The organism is Inquilinus sp. YAF38 (assembly GCF_052113205.1).
In the GTDB taxonomy this organism is placed as follows: domain Bacteria; phylum Pseudomonadota; class Alphaproteobacteria; order DSM-16000; family Inquilinaceae; genus Inquilinus.
The window spans coordinates 34552-54871 of record NZ_JBFRCU010000048.1 but is presented as its reverse complement, the minus strand read 5'-3'; the positions used below and the strand labels follow the sequence as shown (position 1 = coordinate 54871).

General features: G+C 68.8%; 14 protein-coding genes. 9 read left to right on the top strand and 5 right to left on the bottom strand.

The genetic code is table 11. The features are described 5' to 3' along the window. Window positions 1-266: sugar phosphate nucleotidyltransferase (locus AB4Z01_RS20990; protein ID WP_441697082.1), on the bottom strand; the 266-nt coding region annotated here is incomplete at its 3' end. A 337-nt stretch (window positions 267-603) separates the two neighbouring features. Between AB4Z01_RS20990 and AB4Z01_RS20985 the strand changes: the two genes are divergently transcribed. After that, window positions 604-3204 carry a glycosyltransferase family 4 protein gene (locus AB4Z01_RS20985; RefSeq protein ID WP_441697080.1) on the top strand — a complete coding sequence of 867 codons (2601 nt, stop codon included), beginning with the start codon at window positions 604-606 and terminating at the stop codon, window positions 3202-3204. A 256-nt stretch (window positions 3205-3460) separates the two neighbouring features. Here AB4Z01_RS20985 and AB4Z01_RS20980 read toward each other — a convergent pair whose 3' ends face one another. Beyond that, window positions 3461-6493 carry an alpha-mannosidase gene (locus AB4Z01_RS20980; RefSeq protein ID WP_441697077.1) on the bottom strand — a complete coding sequence of 1011 codons (3033 nt, stop codon included), beginning with the start codon at window positions 6491-6493 and terminating at the stop codon, window positions 3461-3463. A gap of 447 nt (window positions 6494-6940) precedes the next feature. Between AB4Z01_RS20980 and AB4Z01_RS20975 the strand changes: the two genes are divergently transcribed. Next, window positions 6941-8272 carry a glycosyltransferase family 4 protein gene (locus AB4Z01_RS20975; protein WP_441697075.1) on the top strand — a complete coding sequence of 444 codons (1332 nt, stop codon included), beginning with the start codon at window positions 6941-6943 and terminating at the stop codon, window positions 8270-8272. 15 nt (window positions 8273-8287) lie between these two features. On the opposite strand, the gene AB4Z01_RS20970 is transcribed toward AB4Z01_RS20975, so the two are convergent. The 3 genes from AB4Z01_RS20970 to AB4Z01_RS20960 are packed head-to-tail and all read right to left on the bottom strand — an operon-like array spanning window position 8288 to window position 11847. Then, window positions 8288-9097, bottom strand: a complete 810-nt coding sequence (locus AB4Z01_RS20970; RefSeq protein WP_441697072.1) for an alpha/beta fold hydrolase — start codon at window positions 9095-9097, stop codon at window positions 8288-8290. Window positions 9098-9122: 25 nt separating this feature from the next. Then, complete coding sequence (locus tag AB4Z01_RS20965) at window positions 9123-10631, bottom strand: sulfatase-like hydrolase/transferase (RefSeq protein WP_441697069.1); 1509 nt, start codon at window positions 10629-10631, stop codon at window positions 9123-9125. Between the two features lie 25 nt (window positions 10632-10656). Continuing rightward, window positions 10657-11847 carry a polysaccharide biosynthesis/export family protein gene (locus AB4Z01_RS20960; RefSeq protein ID WP_441697067.1) on the bottom strand — a complete coding sequence of 397 codons (1191 nt, stop codon included), beginning with the start codon at window positions 11845-11847 and terminating at the stop codon, window positions 10657-10659. Between the two features lie 307 nt (window positions 11848-12154). Here AB4Z01_RS20960 and AB4Z01_RS20955 point away from each other — a divergent pair, with 307 nt between their 5' ends. From AB4Z01_RS20955 to AB4Z01_RS20925, 7 genes are all read left to right on the top strand, one after another. Next, a complete protein-coding gene (locus AB4Z01_RS20955) occupies window positions 12155-13561 on the top strand; it encodes a glycosyltransferase family 4 protein (protein ID WP_441697064.1) in 1407 nt (468 codons plus the stop codon). Window positions 13562-13814: 253 nt separating this feature from the next. After that, window positions 13815-15200, top strand: a complete 1386-nt coding sequence (locus tag AB4Z01_RS20950) for a hypothetical protein (protein WP_441697061.1) — start codon at window positions 13815-13817, stop codon at window positions 15198-15200. A 48-nt stretch (window positions 15201-15248) separates the two neighbouring features. After that, window positions 15249-16055: an ABC transporter permease gene (locus AB4Z01_RS20945; protein ID WP_441697058.1), complete on the top strand. Its 807-nt coding sequence runs from the start codon at window positions 15249-15251 to the stop codon at window positions 16053-16055. Further along, window positions 16052-16783 carry an ABC transporter ATP-binding protein gene (locus AB4Z01_RS20940; protein ID WP_441697055.1) on the top strand — a complete coding sequence of 244 codons (732 nt, stop codon included), beginning with the start codon at window positions 16052-16054 and terminating at the stop codon, window positions 16781-16783. Before AB4Z01_RS20945 ends, AB4Z01_RS20940 begins: the two co-directional genes overlap by 4 nt. Before the next feature lie 110 nt (window positions 16784-16893). Further along, on the top strand, window positions 16894-17169 hold the full coding sequence (locus AB4Z01_RS20935) for an HU family DNA-binding protein (RefSeq protein WP_342237089.1): 276 nt from the start codon (window positions 16894-16896) through the stop codon (window positions 17167-17169). A gap of 166 nt (window positions 17170-17335) precedes the next feature. Then, entirely contained in the window at window positions 17336-18853 is a 1518-nt protein-coding gene (locus AB4Z01_RS20930) for a phosphomannomutase/phosphoglucomutase (protein WP_441697052.1), read from the top strand. A gap of 27 nt (window positions 18854-18880) precedes the next feature. Continuing rightward, entirely contained in the window at window positions 18881-20098 is a 1218-nt protein-coding gene (locus AB4Z01_RS20925; RefSeq protein WP_441697049.1) for an AGE family epimerase/isomerase, read from the top strand. Window positions 20099-20320 lie beyond the last annotated feature (222 nt).

Sequence of the window (20320 nt, the reverse complement as noted above, 5' to 3'; positions counted from 1 at the left end):
GGCTCGAGGATGATGGCGTCGGGCGCCACGCCGATCTGGCGCATCTGCTCGGCGACGATGAAGCGGTGGTCGTCGGCGCAGATGAACACCGGCGGCGCGAAGCCGTCGGCCTCGCCGACCCGGCTCACCGTCTCCTGGATCATGGTGCTGTCCGACACCAGCGGCAGGAACTGCTTGGGATAGCCGGCCCGCGACAGCGGCCATAACCGCGTCCCCGAACCGCCGGACAACACCACCGGCACCACCGCTTGATCGATCCGACTCATGGTCTGCTCCAGATTCCAGGGGCTGAGGTTCTATCAGCCATCGGGCTTGTGAATTCAACACTCACAAACCCATCAAAACCCTCGAAAACTTCCGCGGTTCCGGATTGCCCGATGTCGCCCCGAGGCGGCGTCATAGGATATTATGGTGGGAAGACCCTGCGGAACCATTCTCCGGCGTTGGATGGGATGGGGTTTCCGCCACTGGAAGGACACGAAACCAGATTTCGTGTCATTATGATTTGAATTTAGGTGCGCTGCAGCATAGTCTTCGATTTCGAACGGCACGTCCAGTCGCCCGTTCGAATCCCAGGTTTCCCCGGTCGAAGGATCGTCGGCAATGAAGATTCAAGCCCTGGTCGCAGCTGTGATTCCTGATGCCTCCGGCTCGGCGATCGATCCCCATGAGCTACAGGATCTGATCGACGCCGCCGACTGGGACGGGGTCAATGCCCGGTCGGCGGAGTCGCGCGATGGCGCGGCCGGGGCGCCGCAGGCCCGGCGCACCACCCTGCTCGACCGGCTGTACAGCGTGGCTCGGGATTCGGAGGAGGATTTCGACCCCGTGGCCGCGACCAAGGCGGCTGCGGCGCTTTGCCTCTCCCAGCACAACCACGTGCTGTCGCCGCTGGACCAGGCGGCAATCGGCGGCGTCTTCGTCGAGGACGGCATGCTCCATCTCTGGGGCATCAACCAGCTCGACCCGTCTCAGCCGGTCGATCTCGGCCTGGTGGTCGACGGCCGCCGGATCTTCGACGCGAAGACCGACCCGGCCACCGGCCGCATCGCCTTCGCCGCCACCCGGCTGCACGGCCGGCACCGGTCGCTCGGCTTCGAGCTCGACGGCACGGTGGTGCCGGGCCCGGCCTTCACCGCCCTGTCCTTCTGGAAGGACCCGGACGCGCTGAACGAGCTGGCCGACCATTTGGCCGACATGGTCAACCGCACCGGTTATCTCGGCGCGCGCTACACCGCCAAATGCCACCTGCCGAAGACCATGGCCCGGCTCGACGCCGCGGGCGACGACAAGGTCAAGGGCCGCATCCCGGAATTCGTCCGCTACATGGCGAACCGGTACGATTGCGACACCAAGAACCTGGTCGGCTACCAGGGCACGGCGCAGTGGATCATCTCCGACGTCATGGAATATGCCGACCGGCGCAGCATCTTCTGCATGACCAACGAGATCCATGAGGCGCTGTCCGAAGGGGTGTTCAACAAGCGCGCCCTGAAGAACGACGTCTCGCTGGCGCTGTTCTCGTTCTGGCGCCGGCACTACCAGCACATCGACATCTTCAGCGACGAGGGGCTGCGCAAGGTCCAGTACAAGTTCGCCACGGCGCCCTTCATCAGCGACAAGAACAACCAGCTGCTGATCTCCAAGGCGCTGAAGGAGCGGCTGAGCGCGGTGGTCGACGCCTATCGCAGCCGGGCCCTGCCGTGGAGCTGGTACTGGCTGTTCCGGCACGAGGACGAAGGCACCACCCACAAGATGATGGAGGCCGGCTATGCCGTGACCTTGTCGTTCAAGGAGGTGCTGGCCGATCTGATCGAGCAGAACCGCTGCTCCTTCAACCCGCGCAACTGGATGTCCTACTGGGGCTCGACGCCGCAGGAGGTGGCGGGCCACTTCACCCGCTTCGACCTGGCGCTGATCTCGCTGCTGAACGGCCGCGCGGTGCCGGAGGAGCTGATCGCCGAGCGCGGGCCGGAGGTGCTGCGCCGGCAGCTGATCGACCAAGTCTACAGCCGTTCGCCGCGGCTCGCCGCGATCTCGGCGGTGGCGCAGGATCTGGCCTCGGCTCCCGAGGCCGAGCCGGCGATCGAGCGCATCGACCTGGTGGTGATCGGCCACGCCAACGCCACCGGCCTCGGCCGCAACCTCAACATGTTCGTCGAGGCGCTGTCGGGCTTCGACCCGCTGGTGTTCAACGCCGATGACGGCCAGTGCGTCAATCCCGAGGGGCGGTACCGCGAGGACATGAACCTGCGTGCCCGGGTGGTGGTGCTCTGCGTCAACGCCGACCGGGCGCCGGAGATGATCGCCCGCTTCGCCTCGATCTGCGAGGACGCGCACATCATCGGCTTCTACCTGTGGGAGACCGACACCCCGCCGGAGACGCATCTGCTCGGCGCCAATGCGGTGGACGAGATCTGGGCTCCGTCGGACTTCGTCGCCGACGGCTACCGCAAGATCACCTCGACCCCGATCAGCAACATCCGCAAGGGCCTGGCCCATCCGCCGGCCCGGGTGTTCAGCCCGTTCCTCGACCGCTTCCGGCGCAGCCCCAGCGAGCTGATCTTCCTGTCGCTGGCGGAATTCGGCTCCTCGATCGTGCGCAAGAACCCGCTGTCGGTGGTCAAGGCCTTCCAGCAGGCCTTCGCCGAGGGCGACGAGGAGGTTCGGCTGCTGCTCAAGATGCGCGAGATCGACCCTGGCCACTGGAGCAACTTCGACGGCTACTGGGAAGAGGTGGAGGAGCGCATCACCGGCGACAGCCGGATCGAGATCGTCGAGGGCAACCTGACCGATGCGGAATACTGGTCGCTGATCGACTCCTCGGACGTCTTTGTCGCCTTGCATAGGGCCGAAGGCTTCGGCTACGGCATCGCCGACGCGATGATGCTGGGCAAGCCGGTGATCGTCTCCGACTACTCCGGCACCACCGATTTCTGCGAGGCCGACAACGCGTTCCTGATCGATGTCGACGTGGTGCCGACGCCGCCGGAGCAGATGCGCAGCAAATCCTATGTCGGCCATTGGTGCAGCCCGCGGGTCGACCAGGCTGCGGCGGCGATGCGCGCCGTCCTGACCGACCGCGAGACGGCAAAGGCCCGGGCGCTCAAGGGTCAGGCGCGGATCTTTGCCGACTACAGCTTCGAGGACTGGCAGAGCGGCCTGTCGACCCGGATCCGCGACCAGCTGGCGCGGCAGCGCTGACAACACGGGCGCCCCGGTTCGCGCATCTCTTGAGCATCGTTTGCGTAGCCTCTCCCGCATGGCTTGCGGGAGAGGCCGGAGACACGAAGCGGCCCGGGTGAGGGGATCGCGGCCTCGCCGAAAGCACCGCTTCGCCGCGAGCGAGCGAATGATCCGCCCTGCTCTGAAACGCTGATCCTGGCATCGAAGCCGAGCCGCCCTCACCGCGCGAGCCCGACCTCTCCCGTGGCATCACCCGGCCTCAATTCATCCCGCTCTAACGATCCGGCTGCAGCCGCCAACTCCGCAGCTCGAACGGCTCCAGGTCGTGCCCCCGGTCTCGTTCCGCGGGCTCCTCCAGCAACGACACCGCCTCGCCCAGGCGCCAGCCCTCCGGCACGGTGACCGAGAGCGGCCCGCGGGCGCCGGCCGGCTCGTAGAGGCGCAGCACCAGCCCGCCGCCCTCCTCCGCCGGCTTCAGCGTGGCGAGGCCGGCCTTGACGCCGGAGACCATCAGCGGCGTGTGCAGCCCGGCCGCCAGGTTCCGCGCCGGCAGCGCCAGCAGCGGCTGATTCAGGTCCTCCGCCGCCTCGCGCACCCCGCCCTCATGCCAGTCGCCCGCATGCGGCAGGATCGCATAGGTGAATTCCTGCACGCCCTCATCGGCCAGCGGGTCGGGATAGATCGGTGCCCGCAGCAGGCTGAGGCCGAGCACATTGCCGAGCGTGCTGTGGCCGTATTTGCCGTCGTTCAGCAGCGCGACGCCGAAGCCCGGCTCCGACAGGTCGGCGAAGCGGTGGCCCGGTGCCTCGAACCTGGCCTGGTCCCAGGAGGTGTTGCGGTGGGTCGGCCGGCGCACCACGCCGAAGGCGCATTCGAAGCTCGCCGTCTCCGCCCGCACCGCCGCCGGCACCAAAGCGCGCAGCAACACCCGCCGGTCGTGCCAGTCGAGCCGGGTGTGGATGTCGAGTCGAGGCGAGTTCGCCCACAGCGTCAGGGTCTGGGTGATGGTCGAGTCGCGGTAACGGCGGACCAGCCGCAGCGCCGCCCGGTCCGGCCCGTCCTCGACCAGCTCCGACGAGTCCAGCCCGGTCAGCTCGAAGCCCTGGCGATCGTAGTCGGCCTCGATGTCCCAGGCGTCCCAGCTGCGCGGCTTGTCAGCGGGGTAGAGCCATAGCTGGTTGCCGCGCCCGGCCAGCGCGTCGCGGCCGGTCGGCTTGTGCAGCAGCCGGGTGATGGTGCCATCGGCGCCGATCTCCGCCCGCAGGAAACGGTTCTCGAGATGGCTGCCCGTGGTCGACCATCCCGCCGACAGCCCCGGCGCTGGGGCCAGCGCCGATCGGTCGAGCACGACGATGCCGAGCGGCGGCACTGTCAGGTCCGGCGCGACGGCCTGTCCTTCGAGCTCCAGCCGCAGCGGACGTGGCGACAGGTCGGGGTTCACCACCACCAGCGCATCGGCAGTGCCGCCCGCCGGCAGCGCCGCGGCGATCGCCGCCATCGCCTCGGCCTGGCGGTCGAGGCCGGCGTCGCGCGCGGCGACCAGCTCCCGCTCAGCATCCTCGTAGACCTCTCGGATGCTGGAGCCAGGCAGGATGTCGTGGAACTGGTTCTTCAGCAGGCCGCGCCAGGCCGGCTCCAGGCTGCCGAAGGACGGGCCGCCAAGCAGCGTGGCCAGGCTGCCGGCGACCTCGGCCGTGATCAGCGCCCGCTCGGCCTGCCGGTTCAGGCGCTTGGTGCGGCCCTGGCTGGTCAGGGTGCCGCGGTGCAGCTCGAGATAGATCTCGCCGAGCCAGACCGGCAGCTCCGCCGCCCGCTCGCGAATCCGGCCGAAGAACTCCTCCACCCGGGCCGGACGCAGCTCCGGCAGGGCCGGGAAATCCGCCAGCTGGGCCTGGCGCTCCAGCATCTCTGGCGTCACCCCGCCACCGCCGTCACCGAAGCCGACCGCGAGCAGGCTTTCGTCATGCGCCGTCTTGCCCCGGAAGTTGCGCCAGGTCGGCAGCACGCAATCGGCCCGGATGGTGCCGTTGTAGCCCTGGATCGGGTTGTCGAAGGTGTGGGCCAGGACGCGGCTGCCGTCGAGGCCTTCCCAGTGGAACAGGTCGTGGGGGAAGCGGTTGGTCTCCGACCAGTTCACCTTGATGGTGAAGAAGCTGTCCATGCCGCCCTGGCGCAGGATCTGCGGCAGCGCAGGCGAGAAGCCGAAGCAGTCCGGCAGCCAGCAGACGGTGTGGCGGCGGCCGAAGACGCGCTCGAAGTAGCGCTGGCCATACAGCGCCTGGCGCACCAGGCTCTCGCCGGTCGGCATGTTGGTGTCGGGTTCGACCCACAGCCCGCCGATCGTCTCCCAGCGGCCCTCCGCCGCCCGCTCGCGGACCTGGGCGAAGAGGTCCGGATCGTCGGCCTCGACCTGGGCGTAATAGGCCGCGGTCGACTGGTTGAAGACGAAGTCCGGGAATTGCTCCATCAGCCGCAGCGCGGTGTGAAAGGTGCGGCGGGCCTTGCGTCGGGTCTCGGCATAGGGCCACAGCCAAGCCAGGTCGATATGGGCGTGGCCGGTGATGGCGAGCCTGCCCTGCGGCGGATACCGCTCCTTCAGCCCGCGCAGCGCCACCACCAGCCCGTCATGCGCTGCGACGGCCGAGGCCCGCTCCGCCTCGCCCAGCGCCGGCGGCTGCGGATCCAGCGGCGGCAGGCGCCAGATCGCCTGCTGTTGCGGCAAGGGCGCGGTGCGGGCGAGATAGGCGCCGGTGGCCGACGGCCAGTCGAGCGACCGCAAGGCCGCCTCGGCCACCGCCAGCAGATGCGGCACCGCCTCGTGCTCCTCCAGCGCCAGCGCCGTCTCCCACACCTGGCGCAGCAGCAGCGCCAGGCGATGGACCGCCGGGTCGATCCAGACCAGCCGGGCCTCGGCCAGGCGTGGGTGAAGCACCGGTTGGCCGAAGGGCAGGCGCGGTACGCTTTCGGTCTCGATCCGGATCCGGCGGGTGCGCAGCGGGAATTCGCGGTGATTGACGTCGAGGCCGAAGCGGGTCGATCCGGCGCCGTCCTCATGCAGCGTCAGCAGGCTTTCGCCACCGACATCGAGATGAAGCCTGGTCTCGGCCAGCGGCCAGGCGGCCGGAACCTCGGCCTCGGCGGAAAAGGCCAGCACGCCTTCCCGGTGCGGCCAGGGATCGCCGAGCGACAATGGACGGCCGTCGCAGCGCCATCCCCCGATCGGTTCGCTCGCCCTCCCGCGCCAGCACAGGATCTCGGCGATGCGGGCATCCAGGCGGTGCAGGCGCTGGGCGATGGACAGGCTCATTCCGATCTCTCCGATGGGCAAGGACGGGACGGCGATGCCGCCTGCGGGGATCTGGGGAGACGCGATTCGCCTCCTAGTTAGCGCATTCCGCCGCCGCAGGCACGCCGCCGTAATTAAATCGGCCGCGTGCGAAGCCTAGCCGGAGGGGTTCGGGTCGCTTGGATTTTACAGATTTTAACCCTCATCTTAGCAATTGTTTTGCAATGCAAAAAAGATTTCCTGTTTCCCTGGAACTGATGATAGCTTACCCGGAGTTGGTTTCGGGTTCATGCACAGGCGGTCGTCGTAACACCGTCGCGCCGCCGGAGAGGATCCCACGATCCGGATACCGGCGGGCCAGGGGGAACGCAACGTCCCGGAAGGTTTCGGTTCGGACGATGTGACCCCTGATGACCGTGCCGCCGGGCTCCGGCGGCCGGACGACAGCTTGGATGAGGAGCAGGCGTTATGGCCCAGGACCAGATCCTGTTCGACGCGACCCGGCTGGTGCGCCGATCCGGCAGCGCCACGCCGACGGGCGTCGACCGGGTCGAGTTGACCTATGGCCGGCATATGCTGGAGCGCTATCCGGGCGATGTCCAGTTCATCGCCCGGTGGCGCTCGCGCTACTGGCAGCTCTCGACTCCGGCCTTCGCCCAGTTCATCGCCAGCCGGCTCGAGCGCTGGAGCTTCGGCGCCCACCGCATCCGCGGCAGCGAGGCGGACCGGATCGCGCGCTTCATCGGCGTGCCGGCGGAGCAGTTCAGCAACGGCCACATGGCGGTCACGACGGCCCCTGCGCCGCGGCCGTCGGCGCCCCTGCTGCAGTTCGGCATGGACGCTCTGCTCGGCGCCCGCGGGCTGCTGTCGCGCATGATCAGCATCAGCGCCCGCCGGCAGCAGGCGATCTACGTCAACGTCTCGCATGAGGGGCTGCACCAGCCGGCGACCCTGCAGCGCCTGGTGTCGCGCCGCAAGCTGGCGCCGATCTACCTGGTGCACGACCTGATCCCGATCGACCATCCGGAATATGTCCGCCCCGGCTATGCCGCGCGGCACGTGGCCCGGATCGAGGCGATCTCGACCACCGCCGCCGCCACCATCGTCAACTCGCAGCAGACCAAGCGCGACCTGCTGAAGCATGTCGAGCGCCACCACGGCGGCATGGACGGCGTCTTCGTCGCGCCGCTCGGGGTCGACCGCCGCTTCGCGCCGCAGAAGGTCAACGACCTGGAAAGCGAGCCCTATTTCCTGATCATCGGCACGATCGAGCCGCGCAAGAACCACCTGTTCATGCTCCAGGTCTGGCGCGCGCTGGTGCAGAAGCTGGGCGCGGCCGCGCCGAAGCTGGTGATCGTCGGCCGCCGCGGCTGGGAGAACGAGAACGTCATCGACATGATCGAGCGCTGCGACCAGATCTCGGACCATGTCATCGAATGCGGCCGGGTGCCCGACGCGGTGCTGCACCGCCTGATGATCGGCGCCCGCGGCGTGCTGTTCCCGTCCTTCGCCGAAGGCTACGGCCTGCCGCTGGTCGAAGGCCTGTCCTGCTCGGTGCCGGTGATCTGCTCCGACCTGCCGGTGTTCCACGAGCTGGGCAACAACATCCCGGAATATCTCGATCCGCTGGACGGCCCCGGCTGGATGGAGATGATCATGGAATACGCCAAGCCGAACTCGCCGCGCCGGCAGGCGCAGATGGCGCGGCTGGCCCGCTTCAAGGCGCCGACCTGGGATAAGCACTTCAACATTTTCGACGACGTCGTCGCCGACGTCCGCCGCAAATACAGCATCTGCTGAGAGACCGACGGGCGGTCACATCCCCCGGAACAGGGCCGCGACGATCGCCTCGGGCGCGTCTTCCTGCATGAGATGGCCGGATTCGGGCACGCGGGTCAGCGCGCCGCCGGTCAGCTTCGCCGCCAGCCGCTCGCCCTGGGCGATCGGGATCCAGGCATCCTCCTCGCCCCACAGGATCTCGACGGGCCAGTCCATCGGACCGTAGGACGGCTCGATCTCCTCGAGATAGCGGTCGTGCATCTGCGCGATCTGGCGGTAGAAGGCGGGGCGCCCGACCTCCCCCTGCCACGGCCGCATGTGGATCGCCATCGCCTCCTCGGTCAGCGGATTGCGCGCCGCGCCCTGGATATAGACCCGCAGCAGCCCGTCATGGGCGTAGTCCGGCAGTCCGGCGAAGGCCTGCTCATGCGCCGCGACATGGCGGAAGAAGGGCGAGCCGGACGGCGGCAGCGCCACCGGATCGACCAGGGTGAGCCGCCGGTAGCGGCAGCCTTCGAGATAATGGGCCCGCAGCACGGTCATGCCGCCGAAATCATGGGCCAGCACCTCCGGCTGCCCGAGCCCCCATTCGCGCAGCAGGGCGGCGAACAGCACGGTCTGGACGGCCGGAGACACGTCCTGGCCGTCGCGCTGCTCCGACTGGCCATAGCCCAGCAGGTCGAAGACATGGACCCGCCGCCGGGTCGCCGTCAGCGGCGCGATCCGGCGCCAGACCTGCGATGAGAACGGTGTGCCGTGCACCAGGACGAGCGGCGGCCCGTCGCCGAACATGCCCCAGGCCACGCTTTGGCCGCGGAAGGTGAAGCGCCGATCGAGGGTCAGCATGGGCAATCCCCTGAAGCTGCTTTCCCTATGACGGATCAGCCCCGTTCCCGGTTCCCCATGGGTCCGCATCGACGGCGTTGGCCAGCCAGGAGCGGATGAAGCGGTTGATCTGCTCCGGCCGCCATTGCACCGCATCGGTGCTTGCCGGCTGAGGCGCGGCACGGCCGCAATCCAGGATCATGAAGTCGGTGCGCCGCTCATGCTCCGGATCGACCTCCTTCAACACCGGCGCGTGGTCACCGTAGAAGGCCAGCAGCACCCGCTCCGCCGCCGCGTCGAAATGGGCGGCCAGCCGGGCCAGCATCGCATCGGCATGGCCGATATGGTGCAGGTATTGCTGCAGCGGTTCGTCCCGGCCCGGCACCCGGCCCGGGCGGAAGGGGTCATGCGCCTCCATGGTGACGCAGACCAGGAACAGCCTGACTCCGTCGTCCCGCGCTCGCCGCAGTTCCTGCTCGATCACCCCGGCCACCGCGGCGTCGGAGATGTAGTAGCCGCAGCGCTCCGCATCCGGCAGGTCGCGCTGGCCGATGAAGCGCTCGAAGCCCAGCGCCGGAATGGCCTCGCTGCGGCGGAAGAAGCGCTCGTCATAGGGGTGCAGGAACACGGTGCGCCAGCCCTGGCCGCGCAGCGCCGCCGCCAGCGAAGCCGGGGCGAAGCGCTGCGGCCGCAGATAGGGGTGGAGGCCGTCGAAGGACTGCTCCGCCGCGCCGAGGCCGGTGATCGCCGCGATCTCCGGCCGCAGCGTGTAGGCGCCGAAGCACGGCACCTCGAGCAGGCCGTGGGCCACGGCGCGGGACTTGAGCCGGTCGAACTCCGGCAGCTCCGTCGCGATGCCGATGCGGCGGAGGTCCATGAAGGATTCGGACTGCACGACGACCACGGCGTCGACATCCTGGCGCAGACCTGCCGTCGCAAACGCGGCCAAGGGCCGGCGCCCTTCGCCCCGCCAGCGCAGCCAGGCGGTCGGCAGCGACAAGGCCAGGCCGAAGCGGCGGATCGTGTCGCGCGGGTCGCAGGGATCGGCGAAGGTCAGCGCTCGCGGCCAGGGAATAGCGACCGCCGCGAGGCCGAGCAGCACCGCCTCGGCCGCCAGCAGCGCCAGCTGTACCGGGACAGGGATGCTGCGCGGCTCAATCCCGACCCAGGCCGCGATCACCGCGACCAGCAGTGCTGCGATGCCGATCAGGGCCAGGCCCTCGCGCCGCTCGATGTAGAACAGGCTCGGGTGCCGCAGCATCGGCAGGATGAAGGCGAAGTCCGAGAACACCAGCGGCTCGTACAGGCTGCGCCGCTTGGCGTTCGAGATCGCGACCAGGATGGCAAGTGTGACCAGGCTGGCCACCAGCGCGAACCAGAAGCGGCCGAACAGGCCGAGCCAGGCGCCGAGCAGCAGCAGGAAGACGACCGCCCGGCCGGGAATCGCTGCGCGGCTGCCGCCGAACATCCCCCGCCGCGGCCGGGCCAGGGCGTCCACCGCCTCCCAGGCGATGGCGCCGCCGGCCAGGCCGATCAGCTCGGGCACGACCGGCATGGCGCCGCTTCCCCAGCAGCCGGCGTCAGCCGCCCGATACCACCGTGGTCGCCGGGGTGCCGACCGAGATCGCGCCACGCACCACCGAGAGGAACTTCAGGAACTCGACCGACGACGCGGTGCCGACATAGACCAGGTCGCGCGGGCGCACCGGGAACTGCTGGGCGTAGAAGAAGCCCCGCGGATCCTCGAAGCTGAGGCGGTAGACCACCGGCACCGGCTGCCGCGAGGCGAGCAGCGGCGAAGTCGGCCGCATCGACTGGAACACGGGCCGCGATTCGAAGCGGAAGACGAAGACGGCGCTGGCATCGGCGGCGTTCGGGGCCAGCCCGCCGGACCGGCCCACCGCCTGGGCCAGGGTGAACGGATCCTGGTCGATCGGCAGCTCGCCGGAGCTGCTGACCGCACCCAGCGCCGTGTAGGTCTGCGGCCGGCGGGTGACGTAGATGGTGTCGTCGGGCTGGATGTAGATGTTCTCGGTCGGATTCTGCAGGATGGTGGGAAGGCCGACCGTCTCCGAGACCCCCGCCCGGGTCAGGGTGATGAAGGTCTCAGCCGGCTGCGACCGGATGCCGCCACCCTGGGCGACGACGTCGAGCAGCCTTTCGCCCCGGATGTTGAGCGGCACCCGCGCCGCGCCGGTCTGGTCGCCCAGCACCGAGGCCGATGAGGAGCTCGATTCCGGGACCGTGACGATCACCTGCGGCTGGCTGGCCTGGCTGGTCAGCGCCTTCTCGATCGAGGCGGCGACCTGGGTCGGGGTGCGGCCGACAGCGCGGATCGGCGTCGCCGCATAGGGAACGGAGATGTTGCCGCGCTGGTCGACGACCTGGGGCGGCAAGGTGACGCTGTGCGCCCCATCGGCGCCGGTCGGGGTCACGGCGCCGCCGCCGCCGGCTGCGAACAGGCCGGTGCCCGCCTCCCAGATCGACACCGAGACGGTATCGCCGACGCCGATCTGCTGCGACGGCGCCGGCGCGTCGTCGCCGAAGCGTTGCATCAGGCTGGGCCGCGGGGCCCGACTGAACGCCGCGATCGTGGTCTCGTTGAGATCGACGATGGCGTAGCGGGTATCGACCTCCTTGGCCACTTCGGCAGCCGGCGCTTTCTCGCCCGACGCCAGAATCTGGCCGGCCAGGGGACCGTTGCTCGGCAGCTCGCCACAGGCGGGGAGCGCGAGAACGGCGGGAATGAGCCAAGCCAGTCGCCAGGTCATGGATCCGTCGTCTCTCAGCTGTGCGCCACGGCGCGAATGCTTGGGTGCATACCAGATTTCGAACGCGATAGCCAACGCTACATGCACCCACATTTGCAGGTTCGAGCCCGGCAACCAAGGCGGTGCGCGGCATCCAGGACTTCGAACCTCAAATTTCAGTTTTCGTGGACGGCTTTAGGTTTTATATCTATAGGGGCATGCCTAATCTCTGATGGCGGTGCGGTCGCAGCTGTGTTCCGATGCAGCGCACCGCCATGGGGGTGTGCCGGAGCCTTCGCTTCGAGTCGCAGGACAGCAGGACCACGCCGTGACCCAGACGATCATGATCGACGGCTACAATCTCGGCCTCGAAACCGGCACCGGGGTGGCCACCTACGCCCGCAACCTGAGCTACGAGCTGCACAATCTCGGCTACCGCACCGAGGTGCTGTATGGCGGCAGGGCGGCGCCGAGCACCCAGCAGCTGCTGCGCGAGATCGCCTTCTTCGACCCCACCAATGTCGGCGAGGCGCCGCGCTGGCTGGAGTTCCTGCGCTACGTCAACGAGCTGATCCATTCTCCGGCGGGGGTGCGGGCCAAGCCGGTGCCGATCACCGGCAAGGTGATCGCCCGGACCTACCGGTCGCGGATGCCGTACTATGACCAGATCAGCTCGGTGCCGGACCTGTGGAGCCGCTCCTACCGGCACTTCGCCATCTATCGCAACCGGATGACGGTGACGCTGCGCGACACGCCGCAGCTGATGCACTGGACCTATCCGCTGCCGCTGCGCATGGCCGGCGCCCGCAACATCTACACCATCCACGACCTGGTGCCGCTGCGGCTGCCCTACACCACGCTCGACAACAAACGCCGCTACCACCGGCTGACCCGGATGCTGCTGCGCAAGGCCGACCACATCGTCACGGTATCGGAAACCTCGAAGCGCGACATCGTCGAGCTGTTCGGGTTCCCGGAGGAGCGCATCACCAACACCTACCAGGCGGTCGACATCCCGGCGAAATACGCCGAGAAGCCGGAGGAGGCGGTGAAGCGCGAGGTCGAGGGCACCTTCAACCTGACCTACAAGGGCTACCTGCTGTATTTCGGCGCGATCGAGCCGAAGAAGAACATCGGCCGGCTGATCGAGAGCTACCTCGCCAGCCAGATCAAGACGCCGCTGGTGATCATCGGCAAGCTGGCCTGGAAGACCGACCAGGAACTGAAGCTGCTGAACGATTCGACCATCCGCTACCTGGAGCAGGTCGACACCCTGACCTTCACCCGCAACCGGGTGCTGCGCATTGACTACGCCCCCTTCCCGCTGCTGGTCAGCCTGATCCGCGGCGCCAAGGCGGTGACCTTCCCGTCGCTGTACGAAGGCTTCGGCCTTCCGGTCCTGGAGGCGATGCGCCTGGGCACGCCGGTGCTGGCCTCGACCGAAGGCGCGCTGCCGGAGGTCGCGGGCGACGCGGCGCTGCTGGTCGACCCCTACGACACCTACGCGCTGGCCGACGCCATCCGCGGCCTCGACGGCAATGCCGAGCTGCGCGGCGATCTGGCGCAGCGCGGCACCCGGCAGGCGGCCCTGTACTCGCCGGAGCGCTACCGTGCCCGGCTGGGCGAAATGTACCGGCGGCTGCTGCCGGCCGGGTCGCGGGCGCAGGCCGCGGCGGAAGCGGCCGCCGCAACCGCGACGCCGGTTCTGGCCGATGCCGATCAAAGGTTTCGCTGAAGAATCCGGAACTCTGTGAAAGGTTTGGTGGTTTCGCAGGTTTCCTCGACGCCTTCCATCTGCTATGCTGCGGTGCAGCGAACGGAAGCGCAGCCGCCCCGACTCTCGTGAGAGGTAAGGCTTGGGCAAGACACCGGACAATCCCTCGGAAGATCTCTCCGAAAAGCTGGACCAGCAGGCATCCGTCCCGGACTCCCAGGACGAACGGAGGTCGCGGCGGAGCATTGCCGAACTGCGCGCCGCACGGGCCAAGATGGCAGCCCGTCGCGGCGGCGACACCGTCCAGGAAGAGGCGGAGCCTGCGGCCGAGGCCGCGCCGGCTGAGGCTGCCGCCCCGGCCGAAGCCAAGATCGCCTCGCTGCCCAGCCGGCGGCGGCAGGTCGACGAGCTGGTGACCGGCTTCCGTGATGTGCCGACGGTGCGGTCCGCGCCGCCACCGGCGGCCCGGCGCACGCCGCTCGAGCGCCGCTTCGACAGCCAGCCCGAGACGCTGCGGCTGCCCAACCGCAAGGCCAGGCTGTCGGCCGGGTTCTGGCTGTCGCTGCTGCTGATGGTGGTGCTGCCGACCGGGCTCGGCGCGGCCTACTATCTCTATGTCGCCGCCGATCAGTACGTTTCCGAGTTCCGCTTCGCGGTGAAGTCGTCGAACGCCTCGGCCTCGTCGGCGACCACCGACCTGGTCGGTGCCGCGCTGGGCCAGTCGGCCCGGCTATCGGCGTTCAGCGACAACTTCATCGTCGCCGACTACATCACCAGCCGCGAGGCGGTGGCGGACCTGATGAAGACCGTCGACCTGCGGGCGATCTACAGCAACAAGAGCGCCGACTATCTGTCCCGGCTCGACCCCACCGTGCCGGTCGAGAAGCTGGTGGAGTACTGGCAGAACCGGGTCGATGCCAGCTTCGACGTGTCGACCGGCATCTCGATCGTCCAGGTCCGGGCCTTCACGGCCGAGGAGTCGCTGCGCGTCGCCAAAGCCCTGATCGCCTCCAGCGAGGACCTGGTCAACCGCATCGCCGAACGCTCGCGCGAAGATTCGGTCCGTTTCGCCGAGCGCGACGTCAAGAATGCCGAGGACCGTCTGCGCGAGGTCACCGCCAAGCTGCGCCAGTTCCGCAACGTGCAGCAGACCCCGGACCTGTCGACCAGCGCGTCGTCGACCCTGGGCCTGTCGCTGCAGCTGCGCACCAACCTGGCGCAGATGGAGGCGCAGCTCACCTCGCTGTCGACACACATGTCGCCGGACGCACCGACCATCAAGGTGCTGAAGAACAACATCGCCGCGACCCGGGACCAGCTGAACAAGATCGAGGGCGAGCTCGGCGCCGGCAACGCCCCGGGCGGTGCCAGCCCCTCCAAGGAGGGCTACGCCGCGACCCTGTCGGATTACGAGGACATCCGACTGGAGCTGCAATTCGCGCAGCAGAGCTACCAGAACATGCTGACCGCGCTGGACCAGGTGCGCAGCAGCGCGATGTCCGACCGCACCTACCTGATGCCCTATGTCGAGCCGCAGCTGGCCGAGTACGCGCTGTATCCGGAACGCGTCGAGGACGTGCTGATCGTGTTCCTGATCGCCTTCGTGGCCTGGGCCATCACCATGCTCACGGTGCACTCCGTGCGCGACCACATGATCTGAGGCGGACAGCATGACGCCGATGATCACCCGCCAGCCCGGAGCCGCGTCATGACCGCGCTGGCGCGGCCCCGCTTCGGCACGGCCCTGGCGGTCCAGGTCCGGGTCGTGGTGTCGCTGATGCTGCGCGAGATGCGGATGCATGCCAAGCATTCGCGCCTCAGCTACCTGCTCGAGATGCTCGAGCCGATGCTGCAGCTGTCGATGATGATGGCGGTGTTCTCCGCCATCGGCCGGCAGGCGGATTTCGGCACCAGCATGCTGCTGTTCCTCGGCACCGGCATGATCCCGTACTTCGTCTTCATGCACATCTCGTCCAAGGCGATGACGGCGCTGCGCGGCGGCGGGCTGAGCAAGGGCGTGCCGCTGGTGAAGCCGCTGGACCTGCTGGTGGCCCGCGCCCTTCTGGAGACGCTGCAGCTCGCGGTGGTGGCGATCCTGCTGTTCAGCTTCATCCACATCGTCATGGGGGTGCCGGAGGCGGCGCCGATCCAGCCGCTGAAGGTGGTCTCCGCCTTCCTGGTGATCACGGCCACGGCGATCGGCGTCGGCATCGTCAACGGCGTGATCGGCGCTTTCTTCCGGCTGTGGGCGGTGGTCTATGGCGTGTTCGGCCGATCGCTGCTGTTCCTCAGCGCCGTGTTCTACGTGCCCGACTACATGCCGACGCAGATCCGCGACTGGCTGGTCTGGAACCCGGTGCTGCACGGCGTGGAATGGTTCCGCACCGGCTTCTACCTGACCTACCCGACGGAATGCCTGGACAAGACCTATCTGCTGTCCTGGGCGCTGGGCTCGATCTTCCTCGGCCTGATCCTGGAGCGGGCGTCGCGCCGCCGCCGGATGGCCGCGAAATGATCGTGCTGGACCGCGTCAGCAAGCGCTACCGGTCGCATGGCAGCGGCCACAGCAAGCTTGTCCTGGACGAGTTGAGCGCGGTGTTCGAGCCGGGCAAGACCGTCGGCATCCTGGGCCGGCGCGGCGCCGGCAAATCGACCCTGATCCGCCTGATCGCCGGGTCGGTCCCGCCGGATTCCGGCCGGGTGCTGCGCCAAGGGCGGGTGTCGTTCCTGGTCGGCACCGCCGGCCCCTTCGTCAGCACCATGACCGGGCGCGAGAATGTCTGGTTCACCGCCCGCATCTACGGCGCCGATGCCCGAGAGGTGATCCGCTTCGTCGAGGCGCATAGCGGCATCGGCACCGATTTCGATAAGCCCTTTTCGGCCTATACCGGCGACAAGCGCAGCCGCCTGCTGTTCACCACCGCCTACGCCTTGCCCTTCGACATCTATCTCGCCGACGAATCGGTGATCGGCGGGCCGCCGGGCTTCCGCGACTGGTGCGAGCGCCTGGTCGACGCCCGGCGGCGCGAGGCGACGTTGGTCTTCACCACCAAGCGGCCGCGGATGCTGCGCCGCTTCGCCGACACCGGCGCGATCCTGTCCGACGCCCGGCTGACCACATACGAGTCGGTCCGCGACACCATCCTGGCCTTCAAGGCCGACGACTTCGCCGCCGATGACGAGCCGCCGATCGAGTTCGACGAGGAGGATGAGGATGACGAGCTGCCCGTGCCGCTCCCCTGACCTCCGCCGTCTGTCCAGACATGCTCTTCCGAGCATGCGCCACGGGCATGGGACCTTCCCTGTGCCTTCCACCGGGTGCACGGCACCCATTGCCATCTAGAGGAATGTCGATGAACACCTCGGAGCTGATCGAACAGCTGGCCCAGGATCACAAGCTGTCGCGCGTGAAGGCCAAGCGCATCCTCAACAGCATCTTCCAGGCGATCACGGATTCGGCCGCGCGCGGCGACCAGGTCTCGATCTCCGGATTCGGCCGCTTCAAGGTCGCGATCCGGCCCGAGCGCGAGGGCCGCAACCCGACCACCGGCGCGCCGATCACCATCGCCGCCTCGAAGAAGGTGGTGTTCAGCCCGTCCAAGCCGGTGCGTGAAGCGCTCAACGCCTGAGCGCGTTGGGCCGGGATCCGGCCGCGCCGCCGGGTCCCGACTGAAGACCGACAATCGATCCGATCCGAGGGCACAGCCGCCTTCGTCGCTGCCGCCGGCCCGGGCCACCGGGTCGGCGATCGGATGTTCCATGCCCGCCCCCTCCTGCCGCCCCGAGGATCTCCCGATGCTGCCCAAGCCTTCCGCGTCGCTGGTTCCGAACACCTACGCCTTCGAGACCACGCCGCTAGTCAAGCCGACCGGCTTCCGCGAATACGACGCCCGCTGGTGGTTCGGGCATCCCGGCTCGGACAAGCCGCCGGAGCTGAACCTGATGGGCGTGCAGGCGCTGGGCCTCGGCCTCGGCACCTATCTGCACGAGGCGGGCGTCAAGCCCGAGGTCGTGGTCGGCCATGACTTCCGCAGCTATTCCATGGCCATCAAGATCGCCCTGGCGCAAGGGCTGATGACCGCCGGCTGCATCGTGCACGACATCGGCCTGGCGGTCTCGCCGATGGCGTATTTCGCCCAGTTCGCGCTGGACGTGCCGGCCGTGGCGATGGTCACCGCCTCGCACAACGACAATGGCTGGACCGGGGTGAAGATGGGTTGCAGCCGCCCGGTCACCTTCGGGCCGGAGGAGATGGGCCGGCTGCGCGACATCGTGCTGACCGGCGCCTTCGAGCCGCGCACCGGCGGCGGCTACCGCTTCGTCGAGGGCTTCGCCGAGCAATATGTCCGCGAGCTGACCGAGGGCCGCAGGATCGAGCGCAAGCTGCGCGTGGTCGCCGCCTGCGGCAACGGCACCGCCGGTGCCTTCGCGCCGCGGGTGCTGGAGGCGATCGGCCTCGAGGTGATCCCGCTCGACGTCGAGCTGGACCACACGTTCCCGAACTATAACCCGAACCCCGAAGACATGGAGATGCTGCACGCCATCGCCGCCAAGGTGCGCGAGACCGGCGCCGATTTCGGCCTGGGCTTCGATGGCGACGGCGACCGCTGCGGCGTGGTCGACAACGAGGGCAACGAGATCTTCGCCGACAAGATCGGCGTGATGCTGGCGCGCGACCTGTCGGCGCTGCACCCCGGCGCCCAGTTCGTGGTCGACGTCAAATCGACCGGCCTGTTCGCCGCCGACCCGGTGCTGCAGGCCCAGGGCGCGAAGACCGACTACTGGAAGACCGGCCATTCCTACATCAAGCGCCGGGTGCGCGACCTGAACGCCCTGGCCGGTTTCGAGAAGTCCGGCCACTTCTTCTTCAACCCGCCGATCGGCCGCGGCTATGACGATGGCCTGGTCACCGCCATCGCCGTCTGCGAGATGATGGACCGCAACCCGGGCCGAAGCATGGCCGATCTGTACCGCGCCTTGCCGCAGACCTGGGGGTCGCCGACCATGTCGCCGCATTGCGCCGACGAAGTGAAGTATGAGGTGGTCGAGCGGGTGGAGAAGCGCTTCCGCGAGATCGCCGCCAATGGTGGGTTGGGCGGCCACAGCATCGTCGACCTGGTCACGGTCAACGGCATCCGGGTGACCACCGAGGACGGCACCTGGGGGCTGGTCCGCGCCTCCTCCAACAAGCCGGAGCTGGTGGTGGTGGTCGAGAGCCCGGTGTCGAAGGACCGGCTGCACGAGATGTTCAAGGCCGTCGACGGCGTGCTGCGTGAGAATCCCGAGGTCGGCGCCTACAATCAGACGATATAAGACCGAGACCTGCCGCTGGAGACCATGATGACCACCCCGACCGAGCAGATGGCCACCCTGCAGGGCCTGCGCGACCGGCTGATGACCTGGCTGACCATGCAGGCGCTGCCGATCTGGTGGGAGACCGGCGCCGACCGCGAACGCGGCGGCTTCCACGAGCGGCTGGCGCTGGACGGCAGCCCGTGCATCGAGCCGCGCCGCGCCCGGGTGCAGGCGCGGCAGGTCTTCACCTTCGCCGTCGCCGGCCGGCTGGGCTGGACCGGCCCGTCGTGCCAGGCCGTCGAGCATGGCCTGGAGTTCTTCCGCAGTGCCTATGAGCGGCCGGACGGCAGCTTCCGCACCCTGGTCGGGCCGGACGGGGCGATGCTGGACGACAGCGTGGTGCTGTACGACCAGGCCTTCGCCCTGTTCGCGCTGGCCACCGCCAGCACCGTGGTGGCCGACCCGGCGCCGCTGGCCACGGCGGCGACGCGGCTGCGGCAGCGGTTGGAGGCCACGCTGAAGCATCCGCTGGGCGGCTTCGAGGAGGCGGCGCCGCGCAGGCTGCCGTTGCTGGCCAACCCGCATATGCATCTGTTCGAGGCGTCGCTGGCCTGGATCGAACTTGGCCAGGGCCCCGACCAGGCGGCCTGGAACGCGCTGGCCGACGAGATCGCCGGGCTGGCTCTGTCGCATTTCATCGATCCGAAGACCGGCTATCTTCGCGAGTTCTTCGACGGCGAATGGCGGCCGGCGCCGGGCCGGGACGGCCGCATCGTCGAGCCCGGCCACCTGTTCGAATGGGCTTGGCTGCTGGTGCGCTGGGGCACGCTGCGGGGCCGGCCGGACGCGGTCGCCGCCGCAAGGCGGATGGCCGGGGCGGCCGAGGAGACCGGCGTCGACCCGGTGCGCAACGTCGCCGTCAATGCCATCCTCGACGACGGCGCGCCGGTCGATTCCGGCGCCCGGCTGTGGCCGCAGACCGAGCGGATCAAGGCCGCGGTGGCGCTGGCCGGTGCTGCGGGGACCGAGGCTGAGAAGGCGCTGTGGCGCGGCCGCATTGCCGCCGGCGTGACCGCGCTGTTCGGCTATTTCGACGTGCCGGTGGCCGGGCTGTGGCGCGACAAGCTGCAGCCCGATGGGACCTTCGTCGAGGAGCCGGCGCCCGCCAGCAGCTTCTACCACATCATCTGCGCCATCGAGGAGCTGGACAAAGCCATCGCCACCGGAGTGTTGGGACCGGTGCCGTTGGCTGGGGCGGCCTGAGGACGGAACAACCCCTCCTCTTGCCGTCATTCCCGCGAAAGCGGGCATCTCCAGGCCAAGCCGGCGGCCGGGATCGCGACGATGGTGCCGGTCTCAGGCACGAGACGCCGGGCAGAAGCAAGAGCGCCCGGCCCGGGTCATGTCCTTGGGGGAGGCCGGGCCGGGCACCGCGCCGGCTGCTGACGGGCGGCGCGGTCGTGATCCGGCCACGGCTGGCCGTGC